The 15,811-nt window shown below is 47.5% G+C and carries 12 protein-coding genes, 1 tRNA gene and 1 pseudogene; 10 read left to right on the top strand and 4 right to left on the bottom strand.

The genetic code is table 11. From position 1 onward, the window contains the following. Positions 1-69: 69 nt before the first annotated feature. The 9 genes and pseudogenes from Q4563_RS00395 to Q4563_RS00435 all read left to right on the top strand — a co-directional run bounded on the left by Q4563_RS00395 (position 70) and on the right by Q4563_RS00435 (position 6,875). Positions 70-1,302 carry an aspartate kinase gene (locus Q4563_RS00395; RefSeq protein ID WP_215976802.1) on the top strand — a complete coding sequence of 411 codons (1,233 nt, stop codon included), beginning with the start codon at positions 70-72 and terminating at the stop codon, positions 1,300-1,302. Positions 1,303-1,542: 240 nt separating this feature from the next. Then, positions 1,543-1,728 carry a carbon storage regulator CsrA gene (gene csrA, locus Q4563_RS00400; protein ID WP_215976803.1) on the top strand — a complete coding sequence of 62 codons (186 nt, stop codon included), beginning with the start codon at positions 1,543-1,545 and terminating at the stop codon, positions 1,726-1,728. A gap of 186 nt (positions 1,729-1,914) precedes the next feature. Further along, positions 1,915-2,004: transfer RNA gene (locus Q4563_RS00405), tRNA-Ser, on the top strand. 994 nt (positions 2,005-2,998) lie between these two features. Next, on the top strand, positions 2,999-3,922 hold the full coding sequence (locus Q4563_RS00410; RefSeq protein ID WP_303603236.1) for a GIY-YIG nuclease family protein: 924 nt from the start codon (positions 2,999-3,001) through the stop codon (positions 3,920-3,922). A 20-nt stretch (positions 3,923-3,942) separates the two neighbouring features. Continuing rightward, positions 3,943-4,215 (top strand): hypothetical protein, encoded by a 273-nt coding sequence (locus Q4563_RS00415; protein ID WP_303603237.1) that lies wholly within the window; start codon positions 3,943-3,945, stop codon positions 4,213-4,215. A gap of 90 nt (positions 4,216-4,305) precedes the next feature. Then, complete coding sequence (locus Q4563_RS00420) at positions 4,306-4,596, top strand: hypothetical protein (RefSeq protein WP_303603238.1); 291 nt, start codon at positions 4,306-4,308, stop codon at positions 4,594-4,596. Between the two features lie 128 nt (positions 4,597-4,724). Next, positions 4,725-4,955, top strand: a pseudogene (locus tag Q4563_RS00425) (integrase core domain-containing protein); the annotation flags it as partial. 52 nt (positions 4,956-5,007) lie between these two features. After that, positions 5,008-5,688, top strand: coding sequence for a sulfotransferase family 2 domain-containing protein (locus Q4563_RS00430; RefSeq protein ID WP_303603239.1), 681 nt, complete (start codon positions 5,008-5,010; stop codon positions 5,686-5,688). A gap of 671 nt (positions 5,689-6,359) precedes the next feature. Beyond that, complete coding sequence (locus Q4563_RS00435; protein ID WP_303603240.1) at positions 6,360-6,875, top strand: adenylate kinase; 516 nt, start codon at positions 6,360-6,362, stop codon at positions 6,873-6,875. 64 nt (positions 6,876-6,939) lie between these two features. Here the strand turns inward: Q4563_RS00435 and Q4563_RS00440 are convergent, their stop codons facing one another. Both Q4563_RS00440 and Q4563_RS00445 read right to left on the bottom strand, forming a co-directional pair. Further along, the gene (locus Q4563_RS00440; RefSeq protein ID WP_303603241.1) at positions 6,940-7,320 is read right to left on the bottom strand and encodes a DUF4112 domain-containing protein; all 381 of its coding nucleotides are present in this window, start codon (positions 7,318-7,320) and stop codon (positions 6,940-6,942) included. A 38-nt stretch (positions 7,321-7,358) separates the two neighbouring features. Beyond that, on the bottom strand, positions 7,359-8,006 hold the full coding sequence (locus Q4563_RS00445; RefSeq protein WP_303603242.1) for a DsbA family oxidoreductase: 648 nt from the start codon (positions 8,004-8,006) through the stop codon (positions 7,359-7,361). A gap of 855 nt (positions 8,007-8,861) precedes the next feature. Between Q4563_RS00445 and Q4563_RS00450 the strand changes: the two genes are divergently transcribed. After that, positions 8,862-11,633: a discoidin domain-containing protein gene (locus Q4563_RS00450; protein ID WP_303603243.1), complete on the top strand. Its 2,772-nt coding sequence runs from the start codon at positions 8,862-8,864 to the stop codon at positions 11,631-11,633. Positions 11,634-12,261: 628 nt separating this feature from the next. On the opposite strand, the gene Q4563_RS00455 is transcribed toward Q4563_RS00450, so the two are convergent. Beyond that, positions 12,262-12,549, bottom strand: coding sequence for a hypothetical protein (locus tag Q4563_RS00455; protein ID WP_215977292.1), 288 nt, complete (start codon positions 12,547-12,549; stop codon positions 12,262-12,264). Positions 12,550-12,919: 370 nt separating this feature from the next. Then, positions 12,920-15,781: a valine--tRNA ligase gene (locus Q4563_RS00460; protein WP_303603244.1), complete on the bottom strand. Its 2,862-nt coding sequence runs from the start codon at positions 15,779-15,781 to the stop codon at positions 12,920-12,922. Between the last annotated feature and the right edge of the window lie 30 nt (positions 15,782-15,811).

Here is a 15,811-nt window from a genome sequence, read left to right on the forward strand (position 1 = left end):
GCTGCCCATTTGCGCCAAAATGCATTTTAATGCGCCAATCAAACGGAATGTGTGAGGAATAGGCCAAGAATGAGCTTATTGGTACAGAAATATGGTGGTACCTCGGTCGGTACCACAGAACGCATCGAAGCGGTGGCAGATAAAGTCGCCGGCTTTCGTCAGCAGGGCCACGATATGGTGATAGTGGTTTCCGCCATGAGTGGCGAAACCAACCGCTTAATTGCACTGGCTAAAGATATTCAAGAAACGCCCGACCCACGGGAAATGGACGTACTGGTATCGACCGGCGAGCAAGTCACTATCGCATTATTGTGCATGGCCTTGAAAAAGCGCGGCTGGGACGCACGTTCATATACGGGTGGGCAAGTTCGCATCCTAACCGACGACTCGCACACCAAGGCCCGTATTCAAGAGATCGATGAAGCCAATATGCGCGCCGATCTCGATGCCGGCAGAGTGGTGGTGGTTGCAGGTTTCCAAGGGGTGGATGCGCAAGGCAACATCACCACCTTAGGCCGCGGCGGCTCAGATACCACCGGCGTGGCACTGGCAGCGGCACTAAAAGCCGATGAATGCCAGATTTATACGGACGTCGACGGCGTATACACCACTGACCCACGGGTTGTGGATCGCGCGCGCCGGCTAGAGAAGATCACCTTCGAAGAAATGCTGGAAATGGCCAGCTTAGGCTCCAAGGTGCTGCAAATTCGCGCTGTTGAATTTGCGGGTAAATACAATGTACCGCTGCGGGTTTTATCCAGTTTTAAAGAAGGCCCCGGCACTTTGATTACCCTCGATGAGGAAGAAAACACTATGGAACAACCCGTTGTTTCCGGGATCGCGTTTAACCGCGACGAAGCCAAAATTACCTTAGCCGGTATTCCCGATCTGCCCGGCATTGCCTCTAAAATTTTGGCGCCGGTGGGCGAAGCCAACATTGAGGTAGACGTTATCGTGCAAAACGTTGGCGCCGACAACACCACTGACCTGACCTTCACCGTTAATCGCGGCGATATGAACAAAACAGTGGATGTGCTGAGTGCTGTCGCCAAAGAAATCGGCGCCCGCGAGGTGACTGGTGACGATGCCATCGCCAAGGTGTCTATCGTGGGTGTGGGCATGCGTTCGCACGCCGGTGTGGCCTCAACCATGTTCAGCGCACTGGCTGCTGAAGGCATCAATATACAAATGATCACCACCTCAGAGATTAAAATCTCGGTGATTATCAGTGAAAAATACTTAGAACTGGCTGTGCGCACCTTGCACAGCGCGTTTGGCCTGGATGCCGAACCTGCCGCTTAAGACGTCTTAAATGTCTATTTATTAGGCACTGACTTGCACAGTAGGTATAGACGGGATGTCTAGGGTTGAAATACACCCATCTTTTTTTAGGGGGCAACTCCCCTTTTTGCGGATTATGGACAATACTATAAACAAGGATGCCCAACATAAGGGCAGTTGTTCCGCAAAGGGGGTTAATATGAGCGGCGTGGGATAGTAGGAGTCCGGTCGCGACTACAGGATGGAATTAAGGAGATTGTTATGTTGATTTTAACCCGCCGCATTGGCGAAACCTTGATGGTTGGTGATGAAGTCACCGTTACCGTACTCGGTGTAAAAGGTAATCAGGTTCGTATTGGCGTTAACGCACCCAAAGATATCGCCGTACACCGTGAAGAGATTTACCAGCGTATCCAACGCGAAAAGGAAAACCAGGATCTGGGTTAACCAGAGCACTGTTAAAAAACGGCAGCCAGCAGGTTGCCGTTTTTTTATGCGCATTGATTGCCGAGCCTCCACAGCTTAAAAAAAATTCCCGAAAAGTCTCACAAGCCTTTGAATTTCTGTCAAATATGGTATTATGCCGCCCCAGTTGACGAGATGCTTTTAACGCACTTGCTCAGCGGAAACTACGGAGAGGTGGCCGAGTGGCCGAAGGCGCTCCCCTGCTAAGGGAGTATACCTTGATCGGTATCGAGGGTTCGAATCCCTCCCTCTCCGCCATATAAAAAAACCCAGCCTTGCGCTGGGTTTTTTTATATACGGTGTGGGAGGGTGAGAACCCTCGCCGGGTTCGACAAAACGCCGGGAGCGTTTTGAACCGAGCGCCAGCGAGCCCGAAGGGCGGGGCACAAGGACGTTCCCTGGTTACAAAACGCCGGGAGCGTTTTGAGCCGACCGAAGGGAGCCCGCAGGGCAAAGCGCATGGACTGCGCTTAGGCTCATCCCTCCCTCTCCGCTCCACCAGTAGAGCGCCACTGCTGATTAAGTTGTCAGATGTTCAGCTCCACCAGTCTTGTGCTTATACATGGTTGTACGTCTAACGTCAGACATCTGACTGTATTTTAACCATTTGCCCTCTTTCGCCGGGCGGGCGAGGTACTTTTTACTGCAAAAAGTACCCAAAAAGCTGCCCCCGGCAACTGGCCCTGCGTCGCTAAGCGTCCGGCCAGCAAGCACAGCTTACTGTCGTTCGACTACGCGCAAAGCTGTGCTTTGCAAACGCTAGGCCTCACCCCTCACTCCGGTTGATTTTAGTGGGCCGCATCTACTCGCCGTCCTTGGCGAGAAGATACTTGCGCAAACGTCCTGTTTGCTTACCCACTAAAATCAACCTCCACTCGGCTTAGTGGCATGGGGGAAGGGGACTTTGTAGCGGGTTTTGTTTTTGCGTCAGACGTCAGACTTTCATTTTTCATCAGACGCTCCCCCCCCAATTGTTGGCTTCGCACGCTTGCCCACACCTGGGCGCACGGTTGGCGGTTTTCAATATACGGAAAAACCTTTATAGTCAGTGTCTTAACCAAATTGGAAGGTTAGATAACAAGACCCCGTGTGCGAGATAATGCGCACGCACGCTTTGCTCTCCCTTCCCAGAACTAATAAATAAGTTAAATCGCTTAAAAATCAAAAGCTTGTGTCGTATTCTTGACCTTTTCTCAAGGAGTGATAACGCGCATGCGCGATATACAAATGTTAGCTTTCTCGGAGAGAATGGATGTATTCCTCGAAGTATGGAAAAACAATTAAATTATTTCTGATGGATGCTGACCCTGATGGAAGGATGGTATGCGAATTATCGAACTGGAACGGCAAAGCGTACCGGATACCTCGAGGAAAGGTTAAAGATTGCTCAGACAGGCAAGACCTAAAAGGCACCTCTGTTTACCTTTTGTTTGGTCGTGCGGAATCCTCGGCTTCCAAGCCGAAAGCATATATAGGCGAAGCTGAAAACGCCTACGCTCGTCTTGCTCAGCATGTATCTGAAAAGGAATTTTGGAACGAGTCGGTCGTATTCATAAGCAAAGATGAAAACCTCAATAAAGCTCACATTAAGTACTTAGAGTCCCGACTTTATGAAATTGCCACTGCCGCGGGAAGGTATGATATTAAAAATGGAAATACCCCAACACGAAGCTCCATTTCTGAGTCAGACCAGGCGGAAATGGAAGAGTTTATCGAATATATAAAAATTTTAATCAATACGATGGGCTTCAAAGTCTTCGAGCCTCTTATTAAAGTGGATTCGAATGAAAAAATTACTGATGATCATTTCTTCATAAAAGGTGCCAGAGGTGCAGATGGCCGCGGGAAAAGAACACCAGATGGATTTGTTGTATTTTCTGGTTCTAAGCTAGCCGTTGATACAGTTCCATCTTTCCCGAAGGGTTTTAATACCCTCAGGGATGAATTAATAGACAATGAAATTGTTGTCAAAGAGGAAGAAGATTTGGTCCTAGCATCTGATTACCTTTTTAGCAGTCCATCGGCTGCAGCTGCCGTAATCATGGGGCGGAGCGCGAACGGGCTAATCGAATGGAAAAACTCACAGGGCAAACAGCTTAAATCTGTCGAAGAAACAGAAATATCAAAAGCTAACAAATCAAAGCACTCGGACGCCATAGACGGCGCCGGTGTTTGAAGCGTTAAGTGCCTCTGAGTATGGATAGTATTAAAAATCTAGCGTCGGAAATAGAGCAAAATCTAAGGCATAATAACTTCAACGATTATGCTGATGGTATTCATCTAAGCATCATGAAGCTAGATCGCAAAGAAACTATTTTAGAGGGGCTTTCTGAAATTGAAAGCGCTTGTCATATAAAAGCTTATGGCGATCTATACCTTGAAACATTATCAGGTTGGGAATGGCCAAATAAGCTAAGTAAGCTTGGTAGTATGTGTCGTAATAAGAAAAAGGGAATGCTCGGCGCATAAACACTTAACAAGCAAAGGCAGAATCTCCCCTGCGGGGTTGGGCTTCGCTTCGCTACGCTAGATCGCTGCTTTGGGTGTTAGGAGTAAGTGATGGGTAAGAAGCTGTCACCAAAACAATTGGAACTCTATAAAAGAATTGACGAGATTCTTTTCTATAAATGGGACCCAATTGGAATTTCAGATGGAGGCTGGGCTAGGGATGAGTATCAATCTTACTTGCCAAGAGTATTCGTTCATGCACTTGAAAGTGATTCGCCAGAAGCAATTGCCGAGTATCTAGGTGTGGTTTCAACGAAAAGTATGGGTTTGTCATCCGCTACAGAGCACGACATGAAAATTGCACAAATAATAATTGAAATAAAAGAGAGCCTAGAGCTGTAACAAAAATGTAGGGTCAGATGAAACTTATGGAGCATTATGAATGCTTTCTATGGTGAATATGGGGCGACTGGGGTTAAATTGATGATAAATGTGTCATAAGTTTCATCTGACCCCATTTTTACATTTTTCATCAACATCAGATTACACTGCTTTATATTCAGCCAGGCAAGCCGATTCAAAATGCCTATGTTGAGCGTTTTACCCGTGCAGCCCAGCACGAGTGGCTCGATTTGCATGATTTTGATAGCGTTGAGCACACACAAGAGCTTGCGACTCAGTGGCAATGGCATTACAACAATGAACGGCCGAATACCTCAATCGAAGGTGTCCCGCCAAGGTGGATACTACAGGCAGTATAACCCTCTACTTTTAACGGCTGTTTAAAATGGGGGGATTACAGAAGCAGACAATATGATATCTAATAAATACAAATGCATCTTTGTGCACATACCAAAAGTTGCGGGGCAAAGTATCGAACATTTTTTTCTAAATCATCACAACTTATCTTGGGAGGAAAGGGCTACCATGCTTCTAAGATACAATTCTGACCCCAAAAAAGGCCCTGAAAGGTTGGCACACCTTACAGCAAGCGAATATGTAGATTGCAGTTATCTTTCAGAAGCTGAATTCAATAATTACTATAAATTTTCATTTGTTAGAAATCCGTGGGCACGAATTGTCTCTGAGTTTAATTATCGAAATTATCATAAAAGCATGTCATTTAGGGAGTTCGTAACAACCGGACTTCCAGATAAAAGCAACTACTCAGACGTCTTTCGTCATTTAATGCCTCAATATGACTTTTTGCATGATGACAAAGGCAATCTACTTGTTGACTTCGTTGGTAGGTTTGAAAATTTACAGGCTGACTTTGATTATGTTGCCGCTCAATTAGGATTTAATGAAACATTATTACCACACATTAATTCCTCCAATAAGTTATCACTAATAAAAAAATTCAATATATTTAAAAGAAATAAAAATAGAAAGGGAAGATGTTATTCCGAATACTACGATGAGGTTTCGCGAAATATAGTTGATAAAATGTATGCAAAAGACATTGAAGCATTTGGTTATAATTTTGGTGAATAGTGTTTCTAACATTCGACTGTGGTTCAATCCGAAGCTAAAAATATTTAATACGCCAACCCCTGACCATCAAGAAAGTGGGGTCAGTTGAGATTTATGGCGTATAATATTCATAATCTTTGAGCTACTTCTACTTTTTTGAATGTGAGCATGGCGAAGGAGCTGATCACGCAAGCGATGCAAGTGGCCATTGATACTCGTAAATTTTCCCCTGGCTTGATCCTTATGAGCAGGTTGGGAAGTTGAGAATTCCGGTGCTGTTCCCTCAATTAGAAAAAACCTAAAGTTATTTATTATAAATACGGCAAGGGTTTACAACTGATTCACAAAATCAGCTTGAGTTGGGTTGGCTGCCGCTTCGCCTGTGTGCTGAGCGTTTTACCCTATCTGTTGACGGCAGCGCCGTAAATGTACGCTGTAAGCCAGAGGTACTGCACTATTGTGCAAAGGTGCCTTAATTTAGCCCCTATGCTCAGGCACTATTTATTGACATGTGGCCCTTTTCGAGCAATCATAAACACATGAATATCTTTTTGGCGCACAAGGCTTTCCGAATTATCATCATTCCATAGGAATGGTGGGGTTTTTATGCGTCTGTAACTTATTAAACCCACCTCTTTAAGGTGGGTTTTTTGTTTCTGCCTCATAAGAGTGGATGTTTTCAAGGAGGCAGTATGAAAAAAATAGCCGTTTTCGGTAAACCCGGCAGTGGTAAATCGACATTAAGTAAAGCTTTAGCCTTGGCGGCTGGTATACCGCTATATCAGTTGGACTCGATAATGTACAAACCGAACGGGGAGCTGGTAGACCGCGGTTTATTTGATGAAGAGCATGCGCGCATTTTGTCGTCTGGAAGCTGGTTAATCGATGGGGTGGGGCCGTTAAGTTCATTTAATCAGCGTCTGGAAGCGGCTGATACATTGGTTTATGTTGATCTTCCCTACTTAACGAGCTACTGGTTTGTGACTAAGCGGCTTTTAAAAGGGGTTGTTGTAAAACCCGAAGGGTGGCCGGATGGAAGTTCGGTCTTAAAGGGCACCCTTGCAAGCTACAAAGTATTACGGTTATGCCCGAACTTTTGGAATGATGATTTCATTGCGAGATTGGAATCGTTGTCAGATAAGAAGTCTTTATACATCGTTAAGTCCGTATCTGATCTGAATAACTTTGTTAGCCGAAACATTGCATAGCTGTATTAATCATTCAGAGCCGGTGGGGTTACTTTGGTTCGCTGCGTTACTAGCAGAAATTAGTCTAGTGGCTTTCGGTACGATTTTTCTGCCGATTGGTTAAATGTTCTCTCAGTATTCTTGTGTTTCGGATATTGGCTTTGAAAAAAGCATCGAATATATCGCCAACGATTGGCACCAGGCCGCCCAGAAAGTCGATGGCTATATTGAGCAATATGCGCAGTTTGACAGTGCCGCTGGCTTGAGCGCGCTGAGCTTCGAGTAATACGTAGCCAGACAATAGTAAACCGGCTAAATCCCCAATCACGGGCACTAACCCGATAATAGAATCCAGGCCAATCCTAAAGCGAGTTAAGGGAATGGGAATGCTACTGTCGGTTAACCGGCTAAAGGTGTCCAGTCGCGCCAGTATGGCCTGTTCTTGCTCTAGTGTTGGCTTGGGCATAGCGTTAGTGGTCTGGTGTTATTGAGTTAGGGGCCGGTTTAATCGGTTTCAGTGCCGATTTCTTGCAGTGCTTGCTTAAAGGTAGCGCTTTCTTGCGCACCAGATATTAAATATTTGCTGTTTACGATAAACGCGGGTACCGCCGTAATACCAGCTTGTTGGTAGGTGGCTTCGTCTTTACGCACTGCCTGTTCGTATTGATCTGAGTTTAGTACTTGTTCAGCGCTTTCTGGCGCGAGCCCTATGCTGGCGGCGCAGCGAGTAAGTACGTCGTGGTCAGAGACGTCTTCGGCTCGGCCGAAATAGGCGTCAAACAGCGCTTGTTTCATGGCGGTTTGTTGGCCTTGTTCGCCTGCCCATTTCACCAGCCTGTGTGCGTCAAAGGTGTTGCATGTACTGCGCTCTTGCAGCTTGTCAAAATTAATTCCAAGGTCTTTGGCAATTTTTATCATTTGGTCTTGATTGGTGCGCATTTCGTCTTCGGTGCCGCCGTACTTTTTTACCAATGCAGGCAGTATGGGCTCGGCCTCGCCATTGTGTGAAGGGTCTAACTCGAATGCGTGCCAGTGTAGAGTGAAGTTGTGTTCGCTGCTTAATTCTTTAATGGCTTTCTCTAGGCGGGCGTAACCTATGGCGCACCAAGGGCAGGCGATGTCGGAAACGATATCGATTTGAATGTCGGACATAATTGGGCCTGTTGAGTAATAAAATTTCGCGTTCGGTTAATGTAACACGTCGCTTCGCTTTGTACTCAGATTCGCTATGGATGGCACAGTTCCGTGATCGTAACGCCGTAAATTAAAGGTATAAGCGCCGTTTGTGTCTATTCCGAGCATTGATATTTAGCAGCATCTTGTTCACAAGCGAGCTTGAGCCAAAGGGTGGGGTTGTTACGCACATCCTCTAAGGTGTGGTCTTTTTTGATTTATCACGCCTATTGGTTGATTTATTGGTTAACCAATTAAGATAAATGGCACTATCTTTGTAGTTAGTGGCATAAAGTATTAACAAATGCGCCAAATTCTTCACTATGTGCCATTTATACAGATTGGTTCACAATAATGGCTGTGCAGATTGTATACATATTGGAATTCAATGCGGTAGTATCTAAAACCTGCTTGATCGGGACAGACGATAATAATGCGTACCTGACTTAAGCAAGGGCTCAAAGTGGCGAAGTGCTAGTGTTCAAACTAGTGAGTGGCGTGGAAATTTGCCTGAGTTCTTTGAGCAAAGTTGATAACAATAACGGACCGAATACATAGACATCTATAAGCAAATTGAGTGCTTTGTAAGCTCAGTGCATGTAGGTGTGAGCTTGGCTCTTTACTACGTACTGTGACAGCTAAATTTATACCCGGACGTCACAAGCTGTGTAGAAAAAACGAATAAATCAGATTCACGCCATATTTCCTGTCATGGTTTTGTCGTTTTGCAGTTTCTTCCAGTCATTCTTTAAGCCATACGGATGGTGGGCCTCTAGGGGTTTATACATGTCCCGTAATGGCAAATTTATATAAAAATAATAGGAGAATATGCCCATGCATAAGCAAATACGCATACCCGGAAAACTAACCATGCTCGCGGCGGCCTTGGCCGTTACTCACTCTGCTGCTAGTTTCGCGGCAGTCCCGGTGAGTGTTAATGCGTCTGACCACGATGGTAATACACCTGAAAACACACTGGATAATGATCTTTCTACCCGTTGGTCGGCAAATGGCGATGGCCAATGGATAGAGTATGAGTTGGGTTCGGTCGTTAATGTTGAGTCACTGGATGTGGCTTTCTATAAAGGTGACCAACGCACCACAACCATTGATATTCAAACCTCAACCGATGGCAGTAGTTGGGAGAGTGTTTATTACGGTGACCAACCGGTAAGCACCGCGCAACAACAAAATATTGATGTGACCGACTCGGTTGCCAGTTATGTTCGTCTGGTCGGCTACGGCAACACCTCGAACACCTGGAACAGCATTACTGAAGTTGATATCAACAGCTCAGCTATTAGCAGCTCTTCTAGCTCTTCTAGTTCGTCTTCCTCAACCGCATCGTCCAGTTCTTCTGTAAGTGGCGATACTATCTTAATTCAGGCTGAGGATTATGATTCCGAGTACGGTACTGGCGGTGATTACACGGTAGATGTCGGAGGCGGCGAATATGTGGGGTATATTCATGATGGTGAATATACTGAGTATTTAGTTGATGTGCCTGAGTCAGGTATTTATACGTTTAACGTGCGTGTTTCCAGCCAGACAAGCGGCGGAACTATTAACGTAACCCAAGGTGGCTCAAATGTAGGGTCGGTAGACGTTCCTGGAACTGGCAGTTGGACTGCTTGGACCACTGTGAGTTCTACGGTGAATTTACAGGCGGGTGAACAGCCTTTGCGCTTAACTTTTAACGGTGGCAGTGGCTATTTATTTAATCTTAACTGGTTCAGTTTAGGTGGTGATGGCGAAGTAAGCAGTTCGTCTTCAAGCACTTCCTCTAGTTCTTCCAGTGTGACGAGCAGCTCTTCAAGTGAGGCCAGTAGCTCAACCGGCTCGTTGAATGCCTCGGCCAGCACTGATGATGGTAATGTGGCAAGTAATGTACTGGATAACGACCTAGGTACGCGTTGGTCAGCCAGCGGTAGCGGCCAATGGCTGCAGTTGGACTTGGGCAGTGTGCAGCAAGTGGGCAGTGTAAACCTTGCTTTTTATAATGGTGATCAACGTAGTTCTTCGTTTGATATTCAAACCAGTATAGATGGCTCGAATTGGACTACGGTGCTTTACAGTGGCAACAGCTCTGGTTCCACTACATCATTAGAGTCTTTCAATGTGGCCGAATCCGATGTTCGCTACGTTCGCTACGTGGGCTACGGCAACAGTTCAAACGATTGGAACTCCATTACTGAAATGAGTGTGAGTTCTGAAGGTGGTCAGCAAAGCAGTTCGTCTTCTTCTAGCTCTAGCACGAACTCATCTTCTAGCAGTAGCTCATCTGAAGACAATAATTCATCCTCGAGCTCTTCAACACCTTGGCAGGGCGGTGGTACTACTTATACGGCCTCACCTGATGATGTCGCCGATGTGTTAGCCGGTGCCTCAGCGGGCGACGAAATTATTGTGACTGGTTCGGGTGAGATCTCGATCAGTAATGAGCATTTCACCGCGCCGGTTATGATTCGCGCTGCCTCTATTGGTGGAACGACGCTTAGCAATGCGACCATTTCAAACAGCAGCAATATTATTCTGCAGGGATTTGTGTTTGGACCTAATGAAGAAAGCACCTACCTGAAAATTGTCAATTCGACCAATATTCAAGTGTTGCGCAATGTGTTTGATCACGATGGGATTAAAAACAGTCAGACATCCATCGTCACCACTCAGGCCAGCCAATACATTTCGATTGGTTACAACGAGTTCCGCGGTAAAAATGAAATGTTTACCTCCGAGGGTTACAAGCTAACGGGCAGCTATATCAAAACCCAGTTTGATGACCCGCAGATGACGAAAAACTTACATGTATTCCGCAATCACTTTAAAGATATTTATCCATACGTACCGGACGGTACCACACCAACCGGTGATTCGGACCGGGAAGTAATGGCTATGGGTATTGCTGACTCGCAAGATGTGGTCACTAATAATGTGGTGGAATATAACCTGTTTGAAAATTGTGATGGTGAGAATGAAATTGTAACGGTGAAAACCTCAAACAATAAATTCCGTTATAACACCTTTAAAAATTCAATGGGTTCACTGTCATTCCGTTTAGGTTCAAACAACGAAGCGTACGGTAACTACTTCTACGGTGAAGGTGCCAGTGCCAACTGGGATGATGATAACTATCAAACCGGTGGTATTCGGATTTACGGTGAAGGCCATTTGGTTTACGACAACTATATGGAAAACCTAACCGGTGTCAGCTGGCGTCGGCCGATCCTGATTGACTCAGGTGACACCTCAGACAGTACCGGTGCCGACAGTCACGAAACGCCTAGTAATAATTCTATTTACGACAATACGATCGTCAACAGTGTAGGTGGTGGCATTCATATTGGCAGTGATAATTATGGCAACATGCCTTATAACATCGACATCGATAATAATCTGGTGATCGGTAGTGAAGGCATATTGTTTAATAACTATGCCAATGACTCATCCAACAGTTGGTCCGGTAACCAGGCCTATGCAACGGGTTTTGCCACGGCAGTAGGTGGCGGTTCGCTCGGCTCGTCTGAGGTGAGTGTACTGTCCAGTGAGCCAAGTATCAGTTCGCCAGGTTACTTAACCGCAAGTGATGTTGGCCCTGACGCACCATAAAATCAACGATTGCACCCGACTTGCCGGCCCTAATGGGCCGGCTTTTTTTGCCTCTTCATTATAGAGTTTGATATTTACCGGTTAAGTCCTCATTTGGGGAAGGCTGAGTCTATTCTCTTGATATGTGCTCATCTTTTACGTGTGGCAATACGCAGTGAAGAGTGATGAGGGCATCTTTTTTTATTTATGCTACATGGACTTTTTCTGGTCGGTTGTTCGAGTAACAACAAGTACAGATGCTCGCCCCAACGCTAAATTCGGTAGCAGAATATCTAGCTCAACATGAAATGCCGTTAAGCCAAGCTACCACGATCCAGTTATTAACCTAGCGCCGGTTACGACTTCCACAACACCTGATACCGCAAGTCATACTGGCCTTGTAGTTGGGTGTCTAGGGTTGATAAGCAGTTATTAATACGAAATTCCTGAATGAAGCTCCGCTAAAACTCACTTTTTTTGATCGCTATGAGCGGTGGTTTCTCATTGAGGGTGAAAGCAGAAAGTTGTTTTTTTATTAGACTTGTAGAGCGCCGAGAAAGGTTGTTCTTCTTTTACGCTTTGTAAAAAAAGCCCCGCAAAGCGGGGCAGAAATAGGAACACGACAGGGGGAGCCCGCAGGCTCGTATCATTAACCGTTCAGCTTTTTAAATTCGCGAATGGTTTGGTTAAAGGTGTCGGCGTAGCTACGTAATTCATCTTCGGTTTTGCGAGCTTCGCTTGAGCTCAGACGAGCACAAGACAGGTATTCTTCGGTAGCGCGAACATAGGCTTTTACTTCGTTGTTCACTTTAACCATCTGTGCGGTGACCGCTGTTGTTGGGTCGGGAATGGATGGTTTGCTTTGTGGCATTTCGCAGGCCAGAGCAGGGGCCGTTACCAGGGTAAAGATTGCAGCAGTAAACAATGTTTTTTTCATAGCGCTATACCGTATTTTCAATGGCTGTCCTCGCGCTTGGTAAACGCTGGGCAGCGGGTTGGTCTGGTTGTTTGTTGTCGAAGTGTGATGCACGTCTCAAACATGGGCGCATTTTGCCACTGAAATACGATACTGGAAATAGACCCAACTAATTATTTTGTTATGGATGCGGGCGAAAAGTGAACAATTTGTTATAGCTTGAGGTTATAGCTGGTTTATCTTCTTAGTTCGTGATGGAATTATGTCGCGATTAAGACGTGATGGTTTCGCCAGTTTTAGTGTGACAAAAATATGACATAAAAAGCCAGGGCGGGCCCTGGCTTTTTAGTGGGGCGTAATGAGCACAGTAAGCGCGGGCCATAGACGCTGTTTACTCGTCGATGGCCTCTATGGCTTTCAGTTGCTCTGATAAGGCGTCAATACTGCTGCTGTAATCAGCCAGCTTGGCTTTTTCCTTGTCCACCACTGCAGCCGGAGCTTTATCAACAAAGTTGGCATTGCCGAGTTTACCGGCAATACGCGCTTTTTCTTTGTTTAATCGCTCCAGTTCTTTGTTAAGCCGCGCCTTTTCGGCGGCGACATCAATAAGGCCGGCCATGGGCACCAGTATTTCCAGCTTGCCGACCAGGGCGGTGGCCGCCAAAGGGGCTTCATCGCCGGGGTTAAGCCAGGTGATCTCTTCCAGGTTGGCCAGCTTTTGCAAAAATACGCGGTTGGCTTCAAGCCGGGCTTGGTCGTCGCTGCTGCCCTGCTGCATAAACAGTGGTATGGCCTTGCCTGGGGCAATATTCATTTCGCCGCGAATATTGCGCACTCCGACGATCACGCCTTTTAGCCACTCAATGTCGCTGATGGCTTGCTCGTCGATTAAGCTCTGGTCGCTAACCGGGTAGGGGGCTAGCATGATGGTGTCGCCACTTTGCCCGGCCAGAGTTTTAATGCGCTGCCAGATCTCCTCGGTGATAAACGGAATCAGAGGGTGGGCTAGCCGCAAGCTGGTTTCCAGTACACGAATCAGAGTGCGGCGGGTGCCGCGTTTTTGTTCGTCACTGGCGCTTTCATCCCACAGTACCGGCTTGGACAGCTCCAGATACCAATCGCAGTACTCATTCCAGAAAAACTCATAGAATGTTTGGGTGGCCAAATCCAGGCGATAGGTATCGAGTGCGTCGCGCATCTTGGCTTCGGCTTGTTGCAGACGGCCGATAATCCAGCGGTCCGCCAGCGATAGCTCATAGTTTTCACTACCGTTTTGACCGCAATCTTCCCCCTCTGTGTTTTGCAGCACAAAGCGGGTGGCGTTCCACATTTTATTGCAGAAGTTGCGGTAGCCTTCCACGCGGCCCATATCGAATTTAATGTCGCGCCCGGTGGAGGCAAGCGAGCAGAAGGTCATGCGCAGGGCATCGGTACCGAAAGACTCAATACCGTCGGGGAATTCCTTGCGGGTTTGCTTTTCGATTTTGGGTGCATCTTTCGGGCGCATCAGGCCCTTGGTGCGCTTGGCAACGAGGTTTTCCAGATCGATACCGTCGATGATATCCAGTGGGTCCAGGACATTGCCCTTGGACTTACTCATTTTCTGGCCCTGAGCGTCGCGCACCAGTCCGTGCACATACACGGTTTTAAACGGGATTTGCCCCTGGCCATTTTCGTCTTTTACCAGGTGCATGGTCATCATGATCATACGTGCCACCCAGAAAAAGATAATATCGAAACCGGTGACCAGTAAGTCGGTAGAGTGGAATTTTTTCAAAAACTCCGTTTGTTCGGGCCAGCCGAGGGTAGAGAAAGTCCAAAGGCCGGAGCTAAACCAAGTGTCGAGTACATCGTCGTCTTGCTTGAGGCTGACTTCATCGCCCAGGTTGTGCTTGCTGCGCACTTCGGCTTCATCGCGGCCCACATAAACCTTGCCGCTGTCGTCATACCAGGCGGGAATGCGGTGACCCCACCACAGCTGACGAGAGATACACCAATCCTGAATGTCGCGCATCCAGGAGAAGTACATGTTTTCGTACTGTTTGGGGACAAACTGAATATCGCCGTCTTCCACCGCTTTAATGGCGGGCTCGGCCAAGGGTTTGGTGCTGACGTACCACTGATCGGTGAGCCAGGGCTCAATCACCACACCGGAGCGATCACCGCGCGGGACTTTTAGGGCGTGGTCGTCGATTTTGTCTAACAGCCCCTGAGTATCCAGATCGGCCACGATTTGTTTGCGCGCCGCGTAGCGGTCGAGGCCGGCGTAGGCTTCGGGCAAGCCGGTGTCCAAGTCGTTACGCAGTGAGCCGTCAATGTTAAAGACTTGCGCCTGGGCCAGAATATGCGCGGAATAATCCAACACGTTAATCAGAGCCATGTTATGGCGCTTGCCCACTTCGTAGTCGTTAAAGTCGTGGGCGGGAGTGATTTTGACGCAGCCGGTACCAAATTCGCGCTCGACATAATCATCCGCCACAATGGGGATGCGTCGGCCCACCAGCGGCAAAATAATCTCTTTGCCAATCAGCGCTTGGTAGCGTTCGTCTTCCGGGTGCACCGCGACGGCGGTATCGCCTAGCATGGTTTCCGGGCGGGTGGTGGCGACGACTAAATAGTTTTTGCCTTCTGCCGTCGTGGCGCCATCGGCCAGAGGGTAGCGCAGATGCCACAGGTGGCCTCTCTCATCGTGGTTTTCCACTTCAACGTCAGAAATGGCGGTGTGCAGTTTTGGGTCCCAGTTGACCAGGCGCTTGCCGCGGTAAATTAAGCCGTCATCGTACAGGCGCACAAAGGCCTCTTTTACCGCATCGGACAAACCGTCGTCCATGGTGAAGCGTTCGCGCGACCAATCCAGCGATGAGCCCAAGCGGCGCAGCTGGCGGGTGATATTGCCGCCGGATTCTTCTTTCCACTGCCAGACGCGCTCCAGAAACTTCTCACGGCCTAAATCGTGACGGCTGATGCCCTCAGCGGCCAGCTGACGCTCCACCACCATTTGGGTGGCAATACCGGCGTGGTCGGTACCCATTTGCCACAGAGTGTCATCGCCTTGCATACGGTGATAGCGCACCATGGCATCCATGACGGCATTATTGAAACCGTGCCCCATGTGCAGGTTGCCTGTGACATTGGGTGGGGGAATCATAATGCTGTATGGCTTCTCGCCCCCTTGGGGTTTGAAGTAGCCTTGTTCTTCCCAAGTTTGATACCACTGGGATTCGATGGCCTGGGGCTGGTAGGTTTTATCCATGGACTGTCTGACCTGTGCCTAAACGATGAT

Source organism: Gilvimarinus sp. 1_MG-2023 (assembly GCF_030548285.1).